General features: G+C 64.2%; 19 protein-coding genes and 1 pseudogene. 4 read left to right on the plus strand and 16 right to left on the minus strand.

Annotated elements, in window-relative coordinates; all coding sequences use genetic code 11:
• The 3 genes from ACREC7_RS08360 to ACREC7_RS08370 all read right to left on the minus strand — a co-directional run.
• Positions 1–501, minus strand: a 501-nt coding sequence (locus ACREC7_RS08360) for a caspase family protein (protein ID WP_431555226.1), incomplete at its 3' end; no start/stop codon positions are given.
• A 189-nt stretch (positions 502–690) separates the two neighbouring features.
• Positions 691–1,746, minus strand: a complete 1,056-nt coding sequence (hemH, locus tag ACREC7_RS08365) for a ferrochelatase (RefSeq protein WP_431555227.1) — start codon at positions 1,744–1,746, stop codon at positions 691–693.
• Positions 1,747–1,845: 99 nt separating this feature from the next.
• On the minus strand, positions 1,846–2,040 hold the full coding sequence (locus ACREC7_RS08370; RefSeq protein ID WP_431555228.1) for a hypothetical protein: 195 nt from the start codon (positions 2,038–2,040) through the stop codon (positions 1,846–1,848).
• Between the two features lie 157 nt (positions 2,041–2,197).
• Here ACREC7_RS08370 and ACREC7_RS08375 point away from each other — a divergent pair, with 157 nt between their 5' ends.
• Positions 2,198–3,265, plus strand: coding sequence for an AraC family transcriptional regulator (locus ACREC7_RS08375; RefSeq protein WP_431555229.1), 1,068 nt, complete (start codon positions 2,198–2,200; stop codon positions 3,263–3,265).
• Here the strand turns inward: ACREC7_RS08375 and ACREC7_RS08380 are convergent.
• The 7 genes and pseudogenes from ACREC7_RS08380 to ACREC7_RS08410 all read right to left on the minus strand — a co-directional run bounded on the left by ACREC7_RS08380 (position 3,243) and on the right by ACREC7_RS08410 (position 7,812).
• A complete protein-coding gene (locus ACREC7_RS08380; protein ID WP_431555230.1) occupies positions 3,243–3,668 on the minus strand; it encodes an NUDIX domain-containing protein in 426 nt (141 codons plus the stop codon). The genes ACREC7_RS08375 and ACREC7_RS08380 overlap by 23 nt on opposite strands.
• A 27-nt stretch (positions 3,669–3,695) precedes the next feature.
• Positions 3,696–4,361: a peroxiredoxin gene (locus ACREC7_RS08385; protein ID WP_431555231.1), complete on the minus strand. Its 666-nt coding sequence runs from the start codon at positions 4,359–4,361 to the stop codon at positions 3,696–3,698.
• Between the two features lie 258 nt (positions 4,362–4,619).
• On the minus strand, positions 4,620–5,270 hold the full coding sequence (locus ACREC7_RS08390; protein ID WP_431555232.1) for a Spy/CpxP family protein refolding chaperone: 651 nt from the start codon (positions 5,268–5,270) through the stop codon (positions 4,620–4,622).
• A 14-nt stretch (positions 5,271–5,284) separates the two neighbouring features.
• The gene (locus tag ACREC7_RS08395; protein ID WP_431555233.1) at positions 5,285–6,406 is read right to left on the minus strand and encodes a nickel/cobalt transporter; all 1,122 of its coding nucleotides are present in this window, start codon (positions 6,404–6,406) and stop codon (positions 5,285–5,287) included.
• An 8-nt stretch (positions 6,407–6,414) separates the two neighbouring features.
• Complete coding sequence (locus tag ACREC7_RS08400; RefSeq protein WP_431555234.1) at positions 6,415–7,059, minus strand: DUF1007 family protein; 645 nt, start codon at positions 7,057–7,059, stop codon at positions 6,415–6,417.
• Between the two features lie 135 nt (positions 7,060–7,194).
• Positions 7,195–7,590 (minus strand): type II toxin-antitoxin system HicB family antitoxin, encoded by a 396-nt coding sequence (locus tag ACREC7_RS08405; RefSeq protein WP_431555235.1) that lies wholly within the window; start codon positions 7,588–7,590, stop codon positions 7,195–7,197.
• A gap of 29 nt (positions 7,591–7,619) precedes the next feature.
• Positions 7,620–7,812, minus strand: a pseudogene (locus tag ACREC7_RS08410) (type II toxin-antitoxin system HicA family toxin).
• A 485-nt stretch (positions 7,813–8,297) separates the two neighbouring features.
• On the opposite strand from ACREC7_RS08410, the gene ACREC7_RS08415 reads away from it, so the two are divergent.
• The 3 genes from ACREC7_RS08415 to ACREC7_RS08425 all read left to right on the plus strand — a co-directional run bounded on the left by ACREC7_RS08415 (position 8,298) and on the right by ACREC7_RS08425 (position 13,981).
• Complete coding sequence (locus ACREC7_RS08415) at positions 8,298–9,077, plus strand: ImuA family protein (RefSeq protein ID WP_431555236.1); 780 nt, start codon at positions 8,298–8,300, stop codon at positions 9,075–9,077.
• Positions 8,992–10,689 carry a Y-family DNA polymerase gene (locus ACREC7_RS08420; protein WP_431555237.1) on the plus strand — a complete coding sequence of 566 codons (1,698 nt, stop codon included), beginning with the start codon at positions 8,992–8,994 and terminating at the stop codon, positions 10,687–10,689. The genes ACREC7_RS08415 and ACREC7_RS08420 overlap by 86 nt, the downstream gene beginning before the upstream one ends.
• Before the next feature lie 142 nt (positions 10,690–10,831).
• Positions 10,832–13,981, plus strand: coding sequence for an error-prone DNA polymerase (locus ACREC7_RS08425; RefSeq protein ID WP_431555238.1), 3,150 nt, complete (start codon positions 10,832–10,834; stop codon positions 13,979–13,981).
• Between the two features lie 141 nt (positions 13,982–14,122).
• Here ACREC7_RS08425 and ACREC7_RS08430 read toward each other — a convergent pair whose 3' ends face one another.
• The 6 genes from ACREC7_RS08430 to ACREC7_RS08455 all read right to left on the minus strand — a co-directional run bounded on the left by ACREC7_RS08430 (position 14,123) and on the right by ACREC7_RS08455 (position 21,582).
• Positions 14,123–16,888, minus strand: coding sequence for a phosphoenolpyruvate carboxylase (locus ACREC7_RS08430; protein ID WP_431555239.1), 2,766 nt, complete (start codon positions 16,886–16,888; stop codon positions 14,123–14,125).
• 65 nt (positions 16,889–16,953) lie between these two features.
• Positions 16,954–17,865, minus strand: coding sequence for a succinate--CoA ligase subunit alpha (gene sucD, locus ACREC7_RS08435; RefSeq protein WP_431555240.1), 912 nt, complete (start codon positions 17,863–17,865; stop codon positions 16,954–16,956).
• 21 nt (positions 17,866–17,886) lie between these two features.
• Positions 17,887–19,077: a malate--CoA ligase subunit beta gene (locus ACREC7_RS08440; RefSeq protein WP_431555241.1), complete on the minus strand. Its 1,191-nt coding sequence runs from the start codon at positions 19,075–19,077 to the stop codon at positions 17,887–17,889.
• A 49-nt stretch (positions 19,078–19,126) separates the two neighbouring features.
• The gene (fchA, locus tag ACREC7_RS08445; protein ID WP_431555242.1) at positions 19,127–19,753 is read right to left on the minus strand and encodes a methenyltetrahydrofolate cyclohydrolase; all 627 of its coding nucleotides are present in this window, start codon (positions 19,751–19,753) and stop codon (positions 19,127–19,129) included.
• Positions 19,754–19,756: 3 nt separating this feature from the next.
• Positions 19,757–20,614 (minus strand): NADP-dependent methylenetetrahydromethanopterin/methylenetetrahydrofolate dehydrogenase, encoded by an 858-nt coding sequence (locus ACREC7_RS08450; RefSeq protein WP_431555252.1) that lies wholly within the window; start codon positions 20,612–20,614, stop codon positions 19,757–19,759.
• A 26-nt stretch (positions 20,615–20,640) separates the two neighbouring features.
• On the minus strand, positions 20,641–21,582 hold the full coding sequence (locus tag ACREC7_RS08455) for a D-2-hydroxyacid dehydrogenase (RefSeq protein ID WP_431555243.1): 942 nt from the start codon (positions 21,580–21,582) through the stop codon (positions 20,641–20,643).
• Positions 21,583–21,665: the final 83 nt, after the last annotated feature.

The raw sequence follows: 21,665 nt of genomic DNA on the forward strand, positions 1-21,665 counted from the left end.
CCTGCCCTTGCCGTCGACGAATGGATTGTCACGGCAAGCGTCGAGGATATAGAGGCCGACTTGCGGGTGCCGGTCGCGCACCTGATCGAGCAATGCGGCGAGCGAGAGGCCGGAGGCCTTGAGCACCTCTTCCTCGCCAGACTCAACGCGAGGCACGTCGCGCGGCAGGAGGAAGTTCTGCCCGTCGATCTCTACCCCGTGACCGGCGAAAAAGACCGCAGCCTCGTCGCCAGGCTCCAAGCGATTGAGGAACAGCTGCCATTGGCGCAAGAAGTCGAGCCTTCCGACGTTGTCGGCCTTGTGCACGTCATAGCCTAGGCCCACAAGCGCTTCGCCGATCGCCTGGGCATCGTTGACCGCCTTTTTGAGCTGCTGCTGATCGGGAAGATTGTCGTAGGCGTCGATGCCGACCACGAAGGCGACGCGTTTGGCCGCACACGCTTCGGGGCTTGCACCGAGAGCAAGCAGGCAGAAACCCAAGACGGCAATCAGGCGGACCATTGCTTCCCCCTAAGGCAGGAGAGCCGACGATCGCGACGGCAGCGAGTGTAGCGTTTCCCTTTACCGGCTCCAACTTGAACCGCCGCTGAATGAGCGCCAAGCAAGGCGCCCAAGCTAGCAGGACTTCTTGGCGCGCCTGAGCTCAACGAGCTTGCGGTCGATGGCCCCGTGACGAGGCATCCATCACGGTTAGAGCCAGCCCTTCAACTCGCGCTCGATCACGTGCAAGAGCACGCCGATGCCGCCATCGCTGTCGTTGAGGCAGGGGATGAAGGTGAAGTGCTCGCCGCCGTGATCGAGAAAGATCTCCTTGTTCTCAACGGCGATCTCTTCGAGCGTCTCGAGGCAATCGGCGGCAAAGCCGGGCGTGACAATGGCGAGCCGCTTCACACGCTCGCGCGCGAGCGCCTCGACGGTCTTGTCGGTATAGGGCTGCAGCCACTCGGCGCGCCCGAAGCGGGACTGGAAGGTGTATCTGAGCGTGGCGCCCAGCGGCCCGAGCGCTTCGGCCAAGCGCTCCGTGGTCAGGGCGCATTGCTCAAGATACGGATCGCCCTTGTCGACATAGCTCTTGGGCAGCCCATGGAAGGAAGCGAGGATCGCCTCGGGCTCCCAGTCGAGCCCGGCAAGATGCGATTTGATGGAGTGGGCCAACGCCGCGATATAGATGGGATCGGCGGGATAGGCCGGCACCGTGCGGACCGCCGGCTGACAGCGCATCGCCTTCAGTGCATCGAAAACCTCGTCGTTAACCGACGCCGTGGTCGACGCCGAATATTGCGGGTAGAGCGGGAAAACGAGCAGGCGGTCGCAGCCTTGCGCCGCGAGCGCCTCGATGCGCGAGGCGATACTCGGAGTGCCGTAGCGCATCGCCCAGTCGACCACGAGATCGGAGCGGCCGGCGAGCGCCGCCGCAACTTTCTCGCTCTGTACGCGAGTGATGGTGCGCAAGGGAGACTCGTCGAGCGCCTTGTTCCACACCGACCGGTATTTGGCGCCGCTTTTTGACGGCCTTATCGTCAGCACGACGACATTGAGGATCATCCACCACAGCACGCGGTTAGTCTCGATGACCCGGCGGTCGGAGAGAAACTCCTTGAGGTAGCGGCGCACCGACCAGTAGTCGGTGCCGCCAGGCGTGCCGAGATTGACGAGGAGCACGCCGATCTTGCCGGCGGCGTCCCCTTTGACGCCAAGGCGCGCACTTTCCGGCGCGAAGCCTTTGGCAGGCGGTGTTTCGTTCATCCGCGGCACTCCATCACGCCTAGATAGAGCATCGCGGGAAAAGCGCCTAGTGCGCTACCGGGAAAAGCGAGAAAGCCGGCCTGGAGACTCCGGCTTGTCTCAGTGGGTGGTTTCGGCTCGGCCCTGATCTTCCTCGCGCAAATGCATCAGGGCCATGATTAAAAGATAAGCAAGAAAGTTGCGCCCCTGGCTATGAGCGAGCACAATCAGCGTTTCCAGAGCTCGCTCGAATTCGGCGAGACTTAAATCGTGCGCAAATTGTCCGGTGGAGACGCTGATGTCCTCCTTATTCATGGTTGGTCACTCGTCTTGGAAGCTGCTTGAGGCCTGAATTCCCATATTGCCATGAAAAAATGACGGATTGGATTGACCCTGATCGTGGACGACTTGACCTCGCCCAGTAGGGGCGAGACAGTGGTGGTACAATCCTGGGCTGTACAACGGGCGGGAAATGGACTTACGCGTTCGATCCGACCTTCACGCACTGCCGGCCGGGAGCATCGAGCGCGAGCACCGCGTCAGGGCGTTCACTTTAGCGGGCCTGCGCGACCTCTTGCGCGACTATGGCGTCGACCATGGTCCAGTTCTCGAGGAAGCTGGGCTGTCCGCCGAGGCGGTTGACGACCATCTTGCCTGGATCTCGCTTGAAAAGCTCGCCAACGCTCTCACCGTGGCCGCGCGTGTTACCGGCGATCGCTATTTCGGCCTCAAACATGGGTCGAGGGGACGCTTCACCAGCAATCCGCTTGGTTATCTCCTGTCCAATGCTCCGGATCTTAAAACGGGACTGCGGTACTTCGCCCGCTATCACCCCGTGCTTGCCACCAACCATCTCGAATTCGTGGAGAGCGCCGGCGTAGCCCGCGTCGAATTCTCTTATCCAGTCACCATGTCGAACGTCGTCCAGCTCACGGACTTCGTGTTGATGCGTTTCGTGACGCGGATCCGCGGCGCGGCCGGGAGCCACTGGCGCCCCGTCGCGGTGGGCTTGACGCATCGGCCACCCGCCGACCTCTCCGAATATGAGCGGCGCATCGGGCCTCGCATCTCCTTCGACCAACCGGTGAGCAGCGTCACCATCTCCGCCGCCACGCTTGCGCTGCCCATGCCCAACGCCGACCCGCAGCTGTTCCACCTCGTCAAGCGCTTCTGCGAAGAGGAAATCGAGCGGCAGAAAGCCGTCAACCATCCACTGAATGGGATCCGCGAGGCGATGATCCGCTGCCTCCACCAGGGCAGCTTCGGTCCAAAGCATGTCGCCGCCGAGCTTGGTCTCACGCCAAGCAGTCTGCATCGCCGGCTTAAAGCGGAAGGAACATCCTTCCTGCGCTTGCTTAACGATACCAGGCGCTGCCTGACCTATCGCTATTTGATGGAGAGCTCGCTAAAGCTTACCGATATCGCGGCGCGGGTCGGCTACTCCGAGCTCAGTGCCTTCAGCCGCGCGTCGCGCCGCTGGTTCGGCACCAGTCCCCGCTCCTTCCGCCGCACTTCGCCTAATCTCGACGACGCGGCTTGAGCAGCGTTTCGGCATCTTCGAGAATCTGCCCGTGATCGAAGGCGAGCCTGAGCTTGTGCCAGTCCTCGACCCACTCGGCGCTCGCGGCGTCAGACCCTGACCGTGGCGCGATCGCCTGCGGCAGCACCGTGGCAAAGGCGACGCTCACCGTGTGGCCGCGCGGGTCGCGATGAGGATCGGAATAGACGCCAACGAGGCGAAGCGCGCCAACCTCGAGGCCCGTCTCTTCTTGCAGCTCGCGCCGGCAAGCGTTCTCCACCGTCTCGCCGATTTCGACGAAGCCGCCGGGAAGGGCGTAGCAGCCGGCGTAAGGATCGTGGCCCCGGCGGATCAGGAGCACGCGGGTCTCGACATCGAACACCACGCAGTCCGTGGTGAGCGCAGGCGTCTTCGGCAATGCCATATGAGGCTCGCGGGGGTCAGCGACCCGTTATGAACCCTTCGGCTGCGGCACGATGCGGATATAGGGCCTCGGCGCCTTCCAGCCTTGCGGGTAGATGGTCTTCGCCTCCTCGTCCGACACCGAGCCGGCAATGATCACGTCTTCACCGGCCTTCCAGTTGACCGGCGTCGCCACCCGGTGCTTGGCAGTGAGTTGCATTGAATTGATGACGCGCAGCACCTCGTCGAAATTGCGGCCCGTGGTCATCGGGTAAACCATGATGAGCTTGATCTTCTTGTCGGGGCCGATGACGAAGACGTTGCGCACCGTCTGGTTGTCCGCCGGCGTGCGTCCTTGGGAGGTGCCCGACGTGCTCGCCGGCAGCATGCCGTAGAGCTTGGCGATGGAAAGGGCGGGGTCGCCGATCATTGGAAAGTTCGGAGCAAAGCCCTGGGTTTCCTTGATGTCGTCGGCCCATTTCGCATGGAGGTCGATCGGATCGACACTGAGGCCGATGATCTTGACGCCGCGCTTATCGAACTCAGGTTTGATCCTCGCCATGTATCCGAGCTCGGTCGTGCAGACCGGGGTGAAATCCTTGGGGTGCGAGAACAGCACGCCCCAGGAGTTGCCGAGCCATTCATGGAACCGGATGTGGCCTTGCGTGGTGTCGGCCTCGAAATCCGGGGCGATATCGCCGAGTTGGAGTGCCATCTTACTCTCCGCTGCTTGATGAAGGGGGGAGGGCCAGGCGCCTGGTCAGCCCAACAAACTCATCCGAAATTTAGGATGCTGTGCTCCCCCGCTCAATCGGGGACCTCAAATAGAAACGCCCTATTCATAGTCTACCAGAAGCTGAGCACGGCATGCCAATATTGGCACTTGACGCGCTCTTGCCAATGCGATTGGAACCCGCGAAGCGAAATCGCGGGCTCAGATGACCCGCCGGCAAAAAGGCCAAGCGCCTTACTGTCACATCATGCCGGTCGAGCTGCGGATGAGCTGGTCTGCCGTTTGCTTTTGGGCATCGCTTAGCGCCTGATAGAGGGGCCTCAACGCCTTGTTCGTTGCCCGCAAGGCATCGAGCCGCGCCGCCACGAATTGCTCCTGCGCATCGAGGCGATCCGGCAGGCTCTTTTGGCTTGCGCCGCTGTCGCCCATCAGCGCTGTGCAACGGCTCGACATGGCCTTGGCATTGTCACGGACCGCATTGGCGTAATCCGTCCAAAGCGCTTCCTGCTCTGGAGTGACGTTGAGCTCCGCCTTGAGAAACGCGAGGCGGCCTTCGATATGAGTGGCCATCCGTCCACACATGGATGAAGCGCCGCCCTTCGTCCCCATCCCACCCATCATGCCGTGGCCGCCCATCATCGACTGGCCTTCGCCCATCATTCCATGACCCATCATGGAGCCGCTTCCGGGCTGTTGATTCATCATCGATCCGCTGTCGGGCTGGCCTTTTTGCTGGCTGTCTTGCTGTGCAGGCGCGCTGCCTGTCGCGGCAATTGCCGCCAGCAAGGCAACGGCAAGCATAGAACCCTTGATCCTGTTCATGGCCTTACTCCAATTACCAACTGAACAAATCCTACGCGGTGGGTGAGCCCTGTCGTTGAGCCAGATCAAGCGTCGGGCGCGCCTCAGAACGGCCGCGCCGGCCCCAATGAGGCGGCAAACAGGGTGGCGCCGAACAAGAGGATCAGGGCCGAGCCACCGAGAGCGCAGATCGTCCACACGGCATCGGCAAAGGCGCCGCTCCTCCCGCCAAGTTTCAACGCGAGCTCGCGCGAGCCAAGCGCAAGGCTCGCCAAGCCTGCGACGGTGATGGCGGTGCCGATCGCCATGGCGAAGGTCGCTGCCACGCCGGCCCAGAACATGCCTTGGGTCAGCGCGAAGATGAGCACGAGGATCGCACCGGTGCATGGCCTGATGCCGACCGAGAACACCACAGCCAGGACCTTGCGCCACGAGAACGGCCCGGCGAGTTCGCGTGCATCGACGATGTGACGGCAGGCCTCGCCTTCCGCGTGATCATGGTCATGATGATGATCGTGGTGGTGATGATCATCACGATGATGGTGACGAGAATGTTCGCCGTGGTGATGATCGTGCCCGTCATGGCTTGCATGCACCTCGCTCGATCGCGACGCCTGCCGGCGCCGGAAGATGCTGACGAGCTGAGTCGTCAGCAACCAGGCGCCGACCAGCGCAATCAGCGCGTAGCTTACCGTTTCGAGCTGGTTCGACCAGGCGTTGATCCGGAGACCCGAGGCGTTCAGCGCAAAGGCCAGGATGCCGACGAGCGCGACAGCCGTCAGGGCTTGCAGCCCTGCGGCGATGAAGGAGATGATCACGCCGCGCCGGACTGTCTCCTCGTTGGCGACGACGTAGGACGAGATGACCATCTTGCCGTGCCCAGGGCCCACGGCGTGCACGACACCATAAAGGAAGGAGAGCGCGGCGAGCGTCACCGCGCCGGCAAACGCATTGTCGCCTTTGAGGCTCTTGACCCCGGTGGCAAGCTCACGCTGCATGCTTTGCTGCGTGCGCAAGACCCAGCCGAAAATCCCGCTGAAGGCTCCGGGCGACTGCACCTGTTGAGGGCCGGGGCCGAAGGCTGCGGGAGGCGTTGCCGGCGCGGTCTCTGCCGGCGCAATTTCCGTGGCGAAGGGATTGAGCGGCTTCATCTCCGCGTTTGCAGCGTCGATCGCCACAAGCGAGAACAGCACGCAAGACAGAAGACATCCGGTGAGGCCGCGCATGACGCCTCCTATAAATGAGCGTCGTTGCATTTGACGGCCGCGGTCTGGGCGAATTGCGAGCCGAAATTAGAATTTGGCCCGAGCTGGCTGAAAAAGGCTTCGCTTAGTGCCTTCGCATCTTCCTCCGAGTCGGGATCTGGCTTCTTGATCTCCGCAGTGCAGTTTTTGACGGAGGTACCCGACAATTTCACTGGCGCCTCGGTAGCAAAGCCGAAGGCGACGAAGAAGGACGGGTCGTAGACATCGACCTGAACCTCCTGTTTGTGGGTATCGACCGGCTTCTCGAGCGGAAGCGTGAAATGGAGCGTGAGCAGGCCCTTGTCGTAGTCGAGCGAATAGTTCTCAGGCGGTTTCAGCGGAAGATTGTCGCCGTCGCCGATATGCACGAAGGTGAAGTAGTCGAAGTCCTTGAGCGACTTGATGTTCACCTCCGCCAAGGGCTTCAGTTCTTCAGCGGAGAACACGCCGTCGCCATTGGTGTCGAGGCCCTGCACCGCCATGGCGGTGTAGAACTCATCGAAGGTCCAGGCATGGCGGATGCCGGTGATCTGGTGATCGGCATTGAGGATGATTTCCGAGCGCACGGTGGCCCAGACGTGAGGGTGGGCGTGGGCGTCCCCGGCAAGACCGGCGCAGGCGAAAGCCGCCAGCACCGCTGTTACGACCCGCCGGCACTTGGCCAGCCCATTAGGCGACAAAGCCCAAACCTCCGCAAGAATCGACCCTTGCTAGGCGTCAATTATGGAGGATTGGAGGCTCGCCGCAAACCGCGGCGTCGCACTTTGGTTTTACCCGGCGCTTCGCCGGGCAAGCTCGGCGCGGGCGGCTTCGGCCAAGAACCGAGAGCGGTTGTCGGCGACCTCGTCGATCTCTTCGAGCAGCGCCTCGTCGAGGGTGACGTTGACCCGTTTGGCGCGGCCGGGGATGGTCACACCGACGAGCGTGATGGCGACCAATTGAATTTCGGGGTCGGCGGTAACGACCTCGACCGGCGTGGGGTCGGGCAAAGGACCGCCGTCCTGGACCATAAGGGCGACATGGCCTGCCAGTCCCTCATGCGCATTGACGATGGCCTCTTCCGCCGTGTCGCCGGCGCTGACCAAACCGGGAAAGTCCGGAAACGTCACGCCATAGGCGCTGTCCGGCTCCTTCTCTAGGATTGCTGGATAGAACAGCCTTGCCATCTGATCTGCTTTCTCGCATCTGGCGGGGCTCATCTGAGCTTAGCGCCTGACGCCTTCTCGATACTCTTCAACGTGCCGATCGGCATATCTTTCACCGGATGCGGGACCGTCACCTTTCCCGACTTTGTCCGGTGCTTGAAATGCACATGGGCTGCCTGTCTGACCCACGCGATACCAACCATCGCGCTCTAGGGCGCGGATAACGTCTTTGGAATGGAGCACGATGCTCTCCCATGTGACCGAGTCTCACAGTGCTCTTTCCCAAGACTAATACACACTCTATACACATAATTTTCAATTTTAAATCTCTCCGAGCTGCCGTTGCCTTGACTCCGGATTGGACTCAGATTAAGAACAAAACAGGAACGAGATCGGAGTTTGTGCCCGTGCGTAACAACGTTCCAGGCGGCGAAAACGTCGGTGAGTTTCGCACCTCTGGCGTTGAGAGAGCAGGCGGGGCAGGCGGCGAAGGTCTCATCGAGCAGCTGCGTAAGCGTATTCGCGTGCTCGAGCAGGTTCCCGTGTCTCTGGCCTTCCCCCCCGCGCCGGATACGGGATCTTTGCCCCGCCCCGCCTGCTCCCTTCTTGCTCCTCAGGCTCCCCTCCTAAACTCGCTCCCCCTTTGTGGAAGAGCACCGGGGGACGCCACAAGCTCCATCCCTCCCCTTGATGGGGAGGGTGGCGCGCTTTTTGGCGCGCCGGGTGGGGTGAGGACCCCTGCGGCAGTATTTGACCCCCCACCCCGACTCCGCAAAGCGGCGTCGGACCTCCCCACGAGGGGGAGGTATGGCGACCCCCACCCCGGCCCTCCCCCTTCCCGGGGGAGGGAGGTTTCCTTACACAAACTCGCAGCCACCGGCCTGCACGAGATCAAGCCTGCCGCCTATCGCGACGAGCCGGCGGCTCTCGCCTTTGCCCTCGCCTTTCTCGGTGATCGCCTGGTCAGGCGGAACCGCGCCGCACCGCTCCTGTGGTGCCTGACCGACAGGGCCGCTCGCGAATGGGGCGCGCCTTACGGACCCGGCCTCATCTCCTTCGGCCTCGACCCCGCACTCATTCTCATCGTCCAGGCACGGAGCGCGCTTGATGCGGCTTGGGCCTTGGAAGAGGGGCTGAAAGCCCGCGCCTTCACCGCCGCCCTCGGCCAGATCGAGGTGAAGGAACCGCTTGTCGCAAGACGCCTTGGGCTTGCCGCGAAAGCGAGCCGCACGCCCTGCCTGCTCCTCTCGGGGCATCAAGGAGGCGGCCTTCCCGGCACGCTCACCCGCTGGCGCGTGGCGGCGGCAAAAAGCAGCGGCGGCATCTTCGATGCATCCGCTCCAGGGGTGCCAGCTTGGCATCTCACGCTCGAGCGCTGCCGGGGCATGGCGCCCGCGCGAAGTTGGACCGTGGAGTTTCGTGATGTCGCGTATGGTTTCCGTCTGGCTGCCCGCTTTGCCGATCGAGCGGCTGAAGCTGACACGGAACGGCAAGCCCTATCCGGTTGACCGGCCCTTCGCGCTGGTCGGCAGCGAAGACCGCGGGCTCGTGCTCACCGCTCTGAATGCCGCCGCCATGCGCGCAGGCCTCGTCCCCGGCATGGGCCTCGCCGATGCCCGCGCCATCTGCCCATTTCTCCTCACCACGCCGGCAGCGCCGGACAAGGATGCCGCCTGCCTGCTCGCGCTCGCCCGCTGGGCGGGCCGCTACAGCCCCTCCCTCAATGTCGACGGCGACGATGGCCTCTGGCTCGACGTGACCGGCGTGCCGCATCTCTTCGGCGGCGCCCACACGCTCCTCGACGACATAGCGAGGCGCTTCGCCCGCCTCGGCTTCAGCGCGCGGCTTGCCCTCGCCGAGACCTTAGGAGGCGCGCACGCGCTTGCCCGCTACGCGCATTCCTCTCCCATCGTCGTCCCGCAGGGAAAGATCGCGGAGGCCTTGGCGCCGCTTCCCGTGGAGGCTTTGCGCCTTGCCGAGGAGATCACGCGGCTGCTCAAGCGGCTCGGCCTGAAGCGCATCGGCCAGCTTTACGATCCGCCGCGCGTCTCGCTTGAGCGGCGGTTCCATTCGCGCGAAGCGGCCGAAGCCGTGCTCTCCCGCCTCGATCAGGCGCTCGGAATACGCGAGGAGCCGCGCGCCCCGCTTCTCTCCGCGCCTGACTACGCGGCGAGGCTTCCCTTCCCCGAACCTCTCATCACCCATGAGGGCGTCGTCGCCGGCCTCGATCATCTTGCGGAAAAGCTTTGCCAAGCACTCGCCCTTGCCCGCCGCGGCGCAAGGCGCGCGAGCCTTGCGATCTATCGCGCCGACGGCAGCTCGGCCGTCATCGAGGCAGGCTTGAGCGCGCCGTCCCGCGAGCCTTCGCATCTTGCGCGCCTCTTCGAGGAGAGGGTCGACGCCATCGATGTCGGCTTCGGCGTCGATCTGATGGTGCTTGCCGCGCTTGCGACCGAGCCTCTGCTCCCGGCCCAGACCGCTTTTGCCAAGAGCGAGGGCCGAGAACGCCAAGAGCCTCTGATCGACCGCCTGGTGAGCCGGCTGAGCGGAGCCGCCGTACGCCGGCTCGCCCCCTTCGCCAGCCATGTGCCTGAACGGGCGCAAGAGACGCGATCGGCGCTCGCCGGTGCATCTCTATGGTCCGAGCCATCCACCGCCAAACCGCCGCGCCCCTTCCTGCTTCTTGCCGAGCCTGAGCCTCTCGACGTGCTCGCCGAGATTCCGGAAGGGCCGCCCGCCCGCTTCACCTGGCGCCGCGTCACCCGCCGCGTGGTGAAGGCCGAGGGACCTGAGCGCATCGCGCCCGAATGGTGGCTTGAGTTGAGGAGCCGTGTCGGTGCCACAGACTCCCCGCTCCCCCCTTGTGGGGGAGCACGATCGGCTCTTGGCCGATCGGAGGGGGGTAAATCTCAGACTCAGAGTTTGTCGGTCACCCCCCTCCCTACCCTCCCCCACAAGGGGGGAGGGGGAGCAAGCGGCGAGCGCGACGCCAGAACACGCGACTATTACCGCATCGAGGATGAGGACGGCCGCCGCTACTGGGTGTTCCGCGCAGGCCTCTATCTGGAGAGTGACGCGAAGGATCTGCCCGCCTGGTATCTGCACGGCGTTTTTGGATGATGACGATACTCACCTCTTACTCGTCATCGCCGGGCTTGACCCGGCGATCCATTCCATTCGCCTCTCCACTCGCGGTGATGCCAGTGGAATGGATGCCCGGATCAAGTCCGGGCATGACGAATGAATGTGAATATGACTCATCATGACCCGCTACGCCGAGCTCGACGTCACCACCAATTTCTCCTTCCTGCGCGGCGGCTCGCATGCCGAGGAGCTGGTGGCGACGGCAAAGGCGCTAGGGCTCACGGCAATCGCCGTCACCGACCGCAACACGCTTGCCGGCGTGGTGCGCGCCCACCTCGCCGCACGCGAGGTCGACGGCATCAAATTCATCGTCGGCGTGCGTCTCGATCTTGACGATGCGCCGAACCTGCTTGCCTACCCGATGAACCGCGCCGCCTATGGCAGACTCTGCCGCCTGCTCACGCTCGGCCAGCGCCGCGCCGAGAAGGGGAAATGCACGCTTCATCTCGACGATGTCGCCGCCCATGCCGAGGGCCTCATCTTCATCGCGCTCCCACCTGACGATTTCCCATCTCCCGGCTCGGCTGGAGGAAAAGAATCCGAACCTGCCAAGATCTCCCCGCTCCCCCCTTGTGGGGGAGCACGATCGGCTCTTGGCCGATCGGAGGGGGGTAAATCTCAGACTCAGAGTTTGTCGCGCACCCCCCTCCCTGCCTTCCCCCCTCACCCTTCCCGCCATGCGACTTGCGAAGAGCTTCGCTCGCGCAAGATCGCGGCGGAAAGCCCTCTCCCCCTAGGGGAGAGGAAAATCCATATTGCTGCCGCGAGTCCCTTCTCCTCTCCCCAGCGGGGAGAGGGTGGCGAGCCCGATCCTTCATCGGGTTCGCCGGGTGAGGGGGAACGAAATTTCGAAAGTGATCTGAAGCGCATCAAGCAGGCGCTGGGACCCAAGACACGGCTCTATCTCGCCGCGCGGCACTCTTATCGCGGCGACGACCGCGCCCGTATCGAGGCTCTGGCGCAACTCGCGGCGCGCGTACGTCTGCCTCTCGTCGCCACCGGCGCCGTGCTCTATCACGCCGCCCACCGCCGCCCCTTGCAGGACGTGCTCACCTGCATCCGCGAAAAATGCACGATTCACGAGGCAGGACTGAAGCTCGAAGCCAATGCCGAGCGGCACCTCAAACCTCCGCAGGAAATGGCGCGGCTGTTCGCCGGCCATGAAGACGCGCTTGCCCACACCATCGAGATCGCCGACGCCTGCATCTTCTCCCTTGACGAGCTGAAATACGAATATCCGGACGAGCCGGTGCCTGAGGGCATGACCCCGCAATCGCATCTCGAAGATCTCACCTGGGAGGGCGCTGCCTGGCGATTCCCCGGCGGCATTCCCGAGAAGGTGCGTGACACGCTTCAGAAGGAGCTCGCACTGATCGAAGAGCTCGATTACGCGCGCTACTTCCTCACCGTCCACGACATCGTGCACCACGCCCGCTCGCTCGACATTCTCTGCCAGGGGCGCGGCTCGGCAGCGAACTCCGCCGTCTGTTACTGCCTCGCCATCACCAATGTCGACCCGACCGAGATCGATCTCCTGTTCGAGCGCTTCGTCTCGCCTGAGCGCAAGGAGCCGCCCGACATCGATGTCGATTTCGAGCACGAGCGGCGCGAGGAGGTCATCCAATATATCTATGGCCGCTACGGCCGCGACCGCGCCGGCATCGCCGCCACGGTGATCTCCTATCGCGGCCGCTCGGCGGTGCGCCAGGTGGGCAAGGCGCTTGGCCTCTCCGAGGATACCGTTGCCGCGCTCGCCACCACCATCTGGGGCTTGAGCAACTCCGCTCTGCCTGAGGACTATGTGCGTCAGGCAGGGCTCGATCCGTCCGACCCGCTGCTCTCCCGCTGCCTCGAGCTGACGCAAGAGCTGCTCGGCTTCCCGCGCCATCTCTCCCAGCATGTCGGCGGCTTCGTGCTGACACGCGGGCCGCTATCGGAGGTCGTGCCCATCGGCAACGCCGCCATGGAGGACCGCACCTTCATCGAATGGGACAAGGACGACCTCGACGCGCTCGGTCTGCTGAAAGTCGATGTGCTCGGACTTGGCATGCTCACCTGCATCCGCAAGGGCTTCGCGCTTCTGAAGGAGCATTACGGCCGCGACCTCTCGCTCGGCACCGTGCCGCCCGACGATCCGGAAGTGTACGACATGCTGTGCAAGGCGGACTCGGTCGGCGTGTTCCAGGTCGAGAGCCGGGCGCAGATGAACATGCTGCCGCGGCTCAAGCCCAGAAAATTCTATGACCTCGTCATCGAGGTGGCGATCGTGCGCCCAGGCCCCATCCAGGGCGACATGGTTCATCCCTATTTGCGCCGCCGCTGCGGCGATGAGGCCGTCGAGTTCCCTTCGCCGCATCCCGATCATGGCCCTGCGGACGAGCTGAAGCAGGTGTTGGGCAAGACGCTCGGCGTGCCTCTGTTCCAGGAGCAGGCCATGCGCCTTGCCATGGTGGCGGCGAAATTCTCAGGGCCAGAGGCGAACGAGCTTCGCCGCGCCATGGCCACCTTCCGCCGCCGCGGCACCATCGACCGGCTGCATGAGAAGATGGTGAGCCGCATGACGGCGCGCGGCTATCCGCAAGAGTTCGCCGAACGCTGCTTCAACCAGATCAAGGGCTTCGGTGAATACGGCTTCCCCGAGAGCCACGCGGCGAGCTTCGCCCATCTCGTCTATGTCTCTTCCTGGCTCAAATGCCATTACCCGGCGGCGTTTGCCGCGGCTCTGCTCAACTCCCAGCCCATGGGCTTCTATGCCCCGGCGCAAATCGTGCGCTGCGCCGTCGATCACGGCATCGAGGCGCGCGAGGTCGACGTCAATCACAGCCTGTGGGACTGCACGCTTGAGCCTGCCCGCGCTCAAGTAGCGCGAAGCGCGGTAGCGCAAACAAAAAAACATCCCTCCCCCTCATCTCCATTGTCATCGCCCGGCTTGACCGGGCGATCCAGTAATCACGAAAGCCAGGGGTTACTGGATGCCCGCCTGTGCGGGCATGACAAGGAAAGAGGAATGGAGCAAAGCTTCGCGCTGCGACTCGGCATGCGGCAGGTGGATGGCCTGCGCGAAGACGATGTGAAGGCCATCGTCTCGCGGCGTGACGGCATTCCGGCCGAGCGCAACCCTCATTTATTTGCTCCACCGCTAGCCGCCAACTCCATCCCTCCCCTTGATGGGGAGGGTGGATCGGCCGAAGGCCGAGCCGGGTGGGGTGAAATGCGCATGGCAACGCCCCCCACCCGACGCGCGTTCGCGCGCCGACCTCCCCGCTAGGGGGAGGTATGGGGAGGATGCGGCGTTCCCACAAACTCTATCCCTCTCCTTGACGGGGAGGGTGGCTCGGCTGAAAGCCGAGCCGGGTGTGGTGCGTTGGGAGAAGTCCCTTGGACAAATGTCTCGAAATTCGATCATGCCTTAACCCGTGGCCCCGAGGCCGGCGGCAATGCAGTTGATGGACAGCAATAAAGCAGGCTTGTAGCGCTCCCGCTCCGCTTCCGTCGAGGCGCCGCGGAACCGGCGCAACAGCTCGACCTGCTCGCGGTTGACCGCGTTGATCATGGGAAGCCTCTCGGCCAGCACCTCGCGATGGCGCGGGAAGCGGGCGCCGATTTCAGCCCCGCCGCTCACTCTTCGCGCCATGTCCGCAGTCAACCGATACTCGGCCTCGATCATGGGGAAGATCGTGTCGCGCACTTGCGCCTCGGCGACAAGCCCGGAATAGGCGCGCGCGATGGCGAGATCGACGATGAGCAGGGTCTTCTCCACCTCGTCCATGATCAGGCGGAACAGGCGGGAGTCCTTGAACATGCGGGCGAGCATGGCAAGGCCCTCCTCGCCGCGCACCTCGATGAAATTCTTGAGCGCGCTGCCCACCCCGTACCAGCCGGTGATGATGTGCCGGTTCTGCGCCCAGGCGAACACCCAAGGGATGGCGCGAAGGTCTGCGAGGCTGCTGGCGCCGAAGCGGCGAGCCGGCCGCGACCCGATATTGAGCAGGGAGATCTCTTCCAATGGGCTCGCCGATTGGAAATAGGTGACGAGGTCGGGGTTGCCGGCAAGCCGCGTATAGGCCGCACGCGAGGCGCCCGACAAAGCCTCCATGGCGTCGTCGATCTCGGCCCTCGGCTTCAGCGCATCCTCGCGCTCGGATTTCAGCGCATGCTCGAACACGCTCGCGGCGAGCAGCTCCATCTGGTAGAAGGCGGTGCCGCGATTGGCGTATTTGGAGGACACCACCTCGCCCTGCTCGGTGACGCGGAACCTGCCGCGGATCGAGCCTGCCGGCTGGGCGGCGATGGCGCGCCCGGTCGGCGCACCGCCGCGTGACACCGAGCCGCCGCGGCCGTGGAAGAAGGCAATCTTCACGCCGGTCTCGTCGCTCACCTTGGTGAGCTTCGTTTGCGCCTTGGCGAGCTCCCAGTTCGAGGCGAAGAAGCCGCCGTCCTTGTTCGAATCGGAATAGCCGATCATCACCTCCTGCACGCCGCCCTGCCAGTTGGTGCTGCGGCGGACGAGCGGGACTGAGAGCAGCTCGCGCATGATTTGAGGCGCGGCGCGGAGATCGTCGATGGTCTCGAACAGCGGCACGATGGGCAGAGGACAGATCTCGGTGCCGGCGGCATCCAAGAATACGCCGGCCTCCTTGGCGAGGAGATAGACGCCGAGCACGTCGGCGACCGAGCGGGCCATCGACAGGATGAAGCTGCCGAACGCCTCGCGGTCGAGCCGCCCGCGCATCTCTGGCACGAGCCGGAGCATGTTGAGCGTCTCCTCGGCCTCCGGCGCGAGACCGGCAAGGACGCGGTCGCCCTCGCGCGGGCGGTGAAGCTCGGCAAGCAGCCAGGACTTCCACGCCTCAGACTTCGGGCCGGGCGGCTCGCCGCTTTGCCCGCCCGTCGCCCGCCACAGGGCTTGCAGCGTCTCGGTGGTGCGCGTGGTGTTCTCGCGGAGATCGAGGCGCACGGTCGAGAAGCGGAAGAGCTGCGCCGCGTAGCGGACGGGGCGCACCAGATCGGTGGCGATCGAGGCGAGACTTGCCTCCTCCAACGCGTTCTCCAGCACGCGGAGATCGAGGATCAGCTCGTCGGCATTGGCGTAATAGGGCCGCGTGTCACCCACGCCATTGCCTTCAGCCCGGGCGATGGTCGCGTCGAGCTTGCGCAGCACGACGGTGAGATATTGGCGATAAGCCTCGCCCGGATTGCGCGCGCGGATGGCGACCGCATCGCCGGAGGCCTCCAGCTCGCGGGCAAGCTCGGCGCGGAAGCTGTCAGGCACCGGCGAGGCGCGCTCGGTGATCGAGAGATAGCGGGCAAGCTCGACGATCCGCGCTCTGTAATGCCGGAGGCTCGCCAGCGCGTTTTGCTTGAGCGCGGTGCGCGTCACCGACGTGGTGACGAAGGGATTGCCGTCGCGGTCGCCGCCGATCCAGGAGCCGAACTGGAAGAAGGGCGGTACGTCGAAGCGCGTGTCCGGATAAGAGCGCTTCAGCGCCGCCTCAAATCCGGTCAGCATCTTCGGCGCCATCTCGAACAGCGTCTCGTCGAAGAAGTGGAGGCCGCGCTGCACCTCCTGCTCGACCGACGGCTTCTCCAGATGCAGTTCGCCGGTCATCCACACAAGCTCGATCTGGTCGCGCAGCTCGTCGACCAGCGCGGCGCGCTCGCGCTCGGTCCAGCGCGGATTCTCGAGCTCGCGCAACAGGAGATAGGTCTTGCGGTATTTCTCCAAGACGGTGACGCGCTTCGACTCTGTGGGGTGGGCGGTCAGCACCGGGCGGATGCGCAAGCTCGAGATCAGCTTCTGGATCTCCTCAGGCTCGACGCCGGCGCTCGCGGCCTCCGCCAGCACATGGCTGAAGGTGCCGCGCAATTCTTCGCGGCCGCGCTCGCGCTCGACCCTCCGGCGGCGGCGCATCGCTGCGTTCTGCTCGGCGATAGAGAGGAGCTGGAACCAGATGCCTTGCGCCTGCAATGCCCGGGCCATGAGCTCAGGCGTGACATCGGCGACGGCGGCCTCGCTCTTGAGCAGAGGCTCGATCTCAGGCTGATGCCGGCGCGCCACATCGAGAAGCAAGCCGAACAGAAGTTCGGCCGCCTCCCGCGGCGAAGTGCCCTTGATCAGCGCCGAGGCGGAAACAGGCTCCTCCGCGCTGCCGAGCTTGTTGACATCGTCCTTCATGATGGCGCGGCACTCCCGGCGGGGCGCATCGCCCCGCCTATGACTTGCGGCACCGCGCCTTCAGCTCAGACGACAGCCTGGGGCCTCGACGCGCCGCCGGACAGCACCTTGGCCACGGTCGATCCGAACTCGCTTGGGTTCGGCGCCACGGTCAGACCGCACGACTTCATGATCTCGGCCTTCTCCGCGGCGCTGTCGCCAACGGCGGAGATGATGGCGCCGGCATGACCCATGCGCCGTCCCTTCGGCGCCGTGAGCCCGGCGACGAAACCGACCACCGGCTTCTTCATGTTCTCCTTGATCCAGGCCGAGGCTTCCGCCTCCTGCGGGCCGCCGATCTCGCCGATCAGCAGCACCGCCTCGGTCTCCGGGTCCTCTTCGAAGAGAACGAGATGATCGAGGAAGGACGAGCCGTTGATCGGGTCGCCGCCGATGCCGACCGACGTGGTGATGCCGATGCCGACCGCCTTCATCTGCGAGGCGGCTTCATAACCGAGCGTGCCTGAGCGCGAGATCACGCCGACCTTGCCTTTCAGGTAGATGTGGCCCGGCATGATGCCGAGCATGGCCTTGTCGGGGCTGATGATGCCGGCGCAGTTTGGACCGACCATCATCGGCCGCTTGTCCTTGGGATAGCGGTAGAGGTATCGCTTCACCCGCATCATGTCCTGCGCCGGAATGCCGTCGGTGATCGAGCAGATCAGTTTGATGCCGGCGTCGGCCGCTTCCATGATGGCGTCGGCGCAGAAGGCCGGAGCCACGAAGGTGATGCTGGTAGTGGCGCCGGTGGCGGCCACGGCCTCCTTCACGGTGTTGAACACAGGCAGGCCCTGATGCTTGCTCCCGCCTTTGCCAGGGGTCACGCCGCCGACGACATTGGAGCCGTACTCCACCATCTCCTTGGTGTGGAAGGAGCCTTTGTCGCCGGTCATGCCCTGAACGATGATCGGTGTCGTTTCGTCGATGAGAATGCTCATTGGTCTCCTCCCGGCGCGCGCTTAAGCTCTCGCCCTTGCAGGTTCCTGTGCCGCGTTGCAAGCGGCGACCGCCTTGCTCGCGGCCTCGGCCAAAGTTTCGGCGGTGATCAGCTCAAGTCCGCTCTCGGCGAGAATCCTGCGACCCTCCTCGACATTGGTCCCGGCGAGCCGCACCACGAGCGGCACCTTGACGTCGACGGTCTGGCAGGCCTGCACCACGCCTTTCGCCACCCAATCGCAGCGATTGATGCCGGCGAAGATGTTGACCAGCACCGCCTTCACCTTGGCGTCGGACAGCACGAGCTTGAGCGCCGTGGCGATGCGCTCCGGCGACGCGCCGCCGCCGACATCGAGGAAATTCGCCGGGCTGCCGCCAGCGTGCTTGATCATGTCCATGGTGGCCATGGCGAGGCCCGCGCCATTGACGATGCAGCCGATCTCTCCGTCGAGCCCGATATAATTGAGATTGTGCTCGGCGGCCTGCGCCTCGCGCGGATCCTGCTGCGAGGGATCGTGCATGTCAGCGACGCTGTGACGGCGGAACAGAGCGTTGTCGTCGAACGACATCTTGGCGTCGAGCGCGAGCACGCGGTCGTCCTTGGTCACCACCAGCGGATTGATCTCGAGCATGATGGCGTCGCGGTCGCGGAACGCGCGATAGGCGTTCATGATCGTGGTCACCGCGCGCTGCACCTGCTTGATGTTGAGGCCGAGCGCAAAGGCAAGCTCGCGCGCCTGGAAGGCCTGCAGGCCGACCGCAGGTTCGACCACCACCTGGAGGATGGCCTCAGGCTCGGTCCGCGCGATCTCCTCGATCTCCATGCCGCCGCGCTTCGACGCGATGACCCTGATGCGCTCGGCTTTGCGGTCGAGCACATAGCCGAGATAGATCTCCCGCTCGAACGGCTCGGCCACCTCGATATAGACCCGCTGCACCGGCTTGCCTTCAGGCCCGGTCTGGATCGTCACCAGGCGCTTGCCGAGCAGGTCGGCAGCCGCCTCGCGCACCTCGTGATAGGTCTTGCACAGCTTGATGCCGCCGGCCTTGCCGCGGGCGCCGGCATGAATCTGCGCCTTGACCGCCCAATTCCATCCGCCGAGCTCGGTGGCGGCATAGACCGCCTGGTCTGGGCTGAAGGCGACGGCGCCCTTGGGCACCGGCACGCCGAACTGGGCGAGCAACTCCTTGGCTTGATACTCGTGGACGTCCACTTTCCTTCCTCCCTTTTTCGGTTCTTGGCCGGCGCCAGGCGGGCGAGCCTCAGCTCACCTTGCCTTTCACCAGCTCATAAGCTTCCTCGGTGACGCCTTCCGCGCCGGACAAGAGCGTCTCAAGTTCCTTCAGCTTAGCCTCCGCGTAGGCTTTGTCAGTGATGATTTTCGCGTTGGTATAAACATTTAGCGCAGCGCTTCGCAGTGCAGCATAAGCCGCGAGCACGGCGACGCCGGCATCCGAGATCACGCCGAGATTGCCCTTGGCCGAGGCGGCCGCGGCAAGATCGATGACCTCGCGCGCCGCGTGGCAGCAGCGGAGCGGCACGTCGGTGGCGAGCTTGAGCGCCTCCTGGATGGCGGCGCTGCGGGCAGCCTTGTCGGCGTCGGTCTCCTTCGGCATGGCGTAGGCGCCCATCACCGCGTCGAACGCCTTGACGTCGTCCTCGATCATGCCGGTGAGCTTATGACGGAGAGCCTCGGCCTTGGCGAGCAGCGCCTTCATCTCGTCCTCGACCTCGGCATATTTCTTCTTGCCGATGGTGAGATTGCACACCATGGCGACGAGGGCAGCGCCCATGGCGCCGATGATGGCCGCGGCGCCGCCGCCGCCGGGCGTTGCGTTCTGGCTCGCAAGCTCGTCGAGGAATTTGTCGATGGCGCTCTCTTTGATCATGCTTCAGGCCATCTCCTTGGCGAGAGCGTAGATCTCCTCGGCGTCGAACACGGCTTCCGAGCTTTCGAACAGCTTGCCGATGCAAGCGCGATGCAGCTTCAATTTGAGGCCGCCGATGCCGAGCGCGCCGAAGCAGAGCTTGCCGTCACGCTCCTTGCCCTTGTCAGTCGCCTCGATGCCTTGAAGCCCGAGCGGCGGCTGCGCATTCACGTCGGCGACCGCCTCGATGGCCGGGTTGCCCTCCCAGTGCGAGATCTTGACCAGCTCCACCCCGATGGCGCCGGCGGCAAACACGATCTGCGCACCTTCAAGGTCCTTGGAGCGCGCCGCCTCGTCGGCGCCCTGCATGGGCTTGACCTTTACGCCGAAGCGGGCCTCGATCGCCTGTGCCGCCTTCTCCGCACGCTCCTTCGACCGCGAGGTGATAGTGACGTCGCAGCCTTCCTGCGCGAGCATCGCCGCGGCGCGCATGCCGACAGGACCGGTGCCGGCAAGCACCACCGCCTTCTTGCCCTTGAGCTTCGTTGCCTTGGCGAGCAATGCCACGCCGGCCGCCGCCGTGGTGTTGGAGCCGTTCGGATCGAGCATCACCGAGACGCGGAACGGGCCGAAGAACTTCTTCTTCACGGCTTTCAGCAGCGCCTCGCCCTTGCCCATGTCGCCGCCGCCGACGAAGATTGCGGTGTTCTGCTTCTCCTTGCCGCCGCGAGTGAAGATGGTGCCGTCGACCAGCGCGCCGACATTGTCCGGCGTAACATTGGCGTAGCCCGTCACCCGGTCGGCGCCGCCGTCATAAGCGACCACGGTGTCGAACACGCTCGCGTAAGGGTCGGTGTCGAACAGGAACAGCAATTTCTTCATCTTGGTCATCGTCGTGCCTCCCGGCTTTATTCCACGACGTTCTGCGGGCTGCCGCCCACGAACGCTTCGATATTGTCGATGAGTTGATCGGCGAGGATCTGCATGGCTTCCTGGCTCGCCCAGGCGATATGCGGCGTCAAGATGAAATTGGGCAGCGTCGGATCGAGCAGAACGTTGCCTTCCTTGGGCGGCTCCTTGGTGAGCACGTCGAAGCCAGCGCCGCCGATGGTGCCGCTCTTCAGCGCGTCGGCAAGCGCCTGTTCGTCGACGAGGCCGCCACGAGCCGTATTGATGAGGATGGCGGAGGGCTTCATCATCTTGAGCTCCTTCGCGCCGATCATGTTCTTGGTCTCAGGCGTGAGCGGCGTATGCAACGTGATGACGTCGCTCTCTTTGTAGATCGTCTCCAGATCGACAAGCCCTGCTTGCGGGAACACATCGTATGGGAGGATGCGCATGCCGAACGCCTCGGCGCGCTTCGCCACAGACTTGCCGATGGCGCCGAAGCCGATGACGCCGAGGGTCGAGCCCGAGACGTCATGGATCGGGTGGTCGAAGAAGCAGAACTGGTTGACCTTGCCCCATCTCCCGGCGTGCACGTCCTTCACATAGGCGAGGAGGTTGCGGCGAAGCGCGAAGACGAGCGCCATCACATGCTCAGGCACGGTGTTGAAGGCGTAGTTGCGGATATTGACGACGGTGATGCCGTTTTCCTTGCAGAACGCCTTGTCGACCACGTCGGTGCCGGTCGCCGCCACCGCGATCAGCTTGAGCTTCGGCAGCTTCTTCAGCGTGTCGGCGCGCATCGGCACCTTGTTGATGATGGCGATGGTGGCGTCTTTCAGCCGCTCGAGGATCTCCTCCGGCGTCCAGGTCGCTTCATATTGTTTATAGCTGTGCGGGAACTCCGGCTTGCGCACATTGGCGCCGACGGACTCCCGATCGAGGAACACGATTTGGTGCTGCACCGAACGACCCCTTGGACCTAAGACACTTCTTCAACTCTGAAACCCAAAAGCCTAAACGCCTCGCCGTTCCGCCGGCTTGACCC

It is taken from the genome of Methyloceanibacter sp., assembly GCF_050728395.1.
In the GTDB taxonomy this organism is placed as follows: domain Bacteria; phylum Pseudomonadota; class Alphaproteobacteria; order Rhizobiales; family Methyloligellaceae; genus Methyloceanibacter.

What these genes read in the sequence shown, in the direction of transcription:
- hemH (WP_431555227.1), bottom strand. Translation starts at nt 1,746, where the DNA reads ATGAACGAAACACCGCCTGCCAAAGGCTTCGCGCCGGAAAGTGCGCGC.
- ACREC7_RS08370 (WP_431555228.1), bottom strand. Translation starts at nt 2,040, where the DNA reads ATGAATAAGGAGGACATCAGCGTCTCCACCGGACAATTTGCGCACGAT.
- ACREC7_RS08375 (WP_431555229.1), top strand. Translation starts at nt 2,198, where the DNA reads ATGGACTTACGCGTTCGATCCGACCTTCACGCACTGCCGGCCGGGAGC.
- ACREC7_RS08380 (WP_431555230.1), bottom strand. Translation starts at nt 3,668, where the DNA reads ATGGCATTGCCGAAGACGCCTGCGCTCACCACGGACTGCGTGGTGTTC.
- ACREC7_RS08385 (WP_431555231.1), bottom strand. Translation starts at nt 4,361, where the DNA reads ATGGCACTCCAACTCGGCGATATCGCCCCGGATTTCGAGGCCGACACC.
- ACREC7_RS08395 (WP_431555233.1), bottom strand. Translation starts at nt 6,406, where the DNA reads ATGCGCGGCCTCACCGGATGTCTTCTGTCTTGCGTGCTGTTCTCGCTT.
- ACREC7_RS08405 (WP_431555235.1), bottom strand. Translation starts at nt 7,590, where the DNA reads ATGGCAAGGCTGTTCTATCCAGCAATCCTAGAGAAGGAGCCGGACAGC.
- ACREC7_RS08420 (WP_431555237.1), top strand. Translation starts at nt 8,992, where the DNA reads ATGTCGCGTATGGTTTCCGTCTGGCTGCCCGCTTTGCCGATCGAGCGG.
- ACREC7_RS08425 (WP_431555238.1), top strand. Translation starts at nt 10,832, where the DNA reads ATGACCCGCTACGCCGAGCTCGACGTCACCACCAATTTCTCCTTCCTG.
- ACREC7_RS08430 (WP_431555239.1), bottom strand. Translation starts at nt 16,888, where the DNA reads ATGAAGGACGATGTCAACAAGCTCGGCAGCGCGGAGGAGCCTGTTTCC.
- sucD (WP_431555240.1), bottom strand. Translation starts at nt 17,865, where the DNA reads ATGAGCATTCTCATCGACGAAACGACACCGATCATCGTTCAGGGCATG.
- fchA (WP_431555242.1), bottom strand. Translation starts at nt 19,753, where the DNA reads ATGATCAAAGAGAGCGCCATCGACAAATTCCTCGACGAGCTTGCGAGC.
- ACREC7_RS08450 (WP_431555252.1), bottom strand. Translation starts at nt 20,614, where the DNA reads ATGAAGAAATTGCTGTTCCTGTTCGACACCGACCCTTACGCGAGCGTG.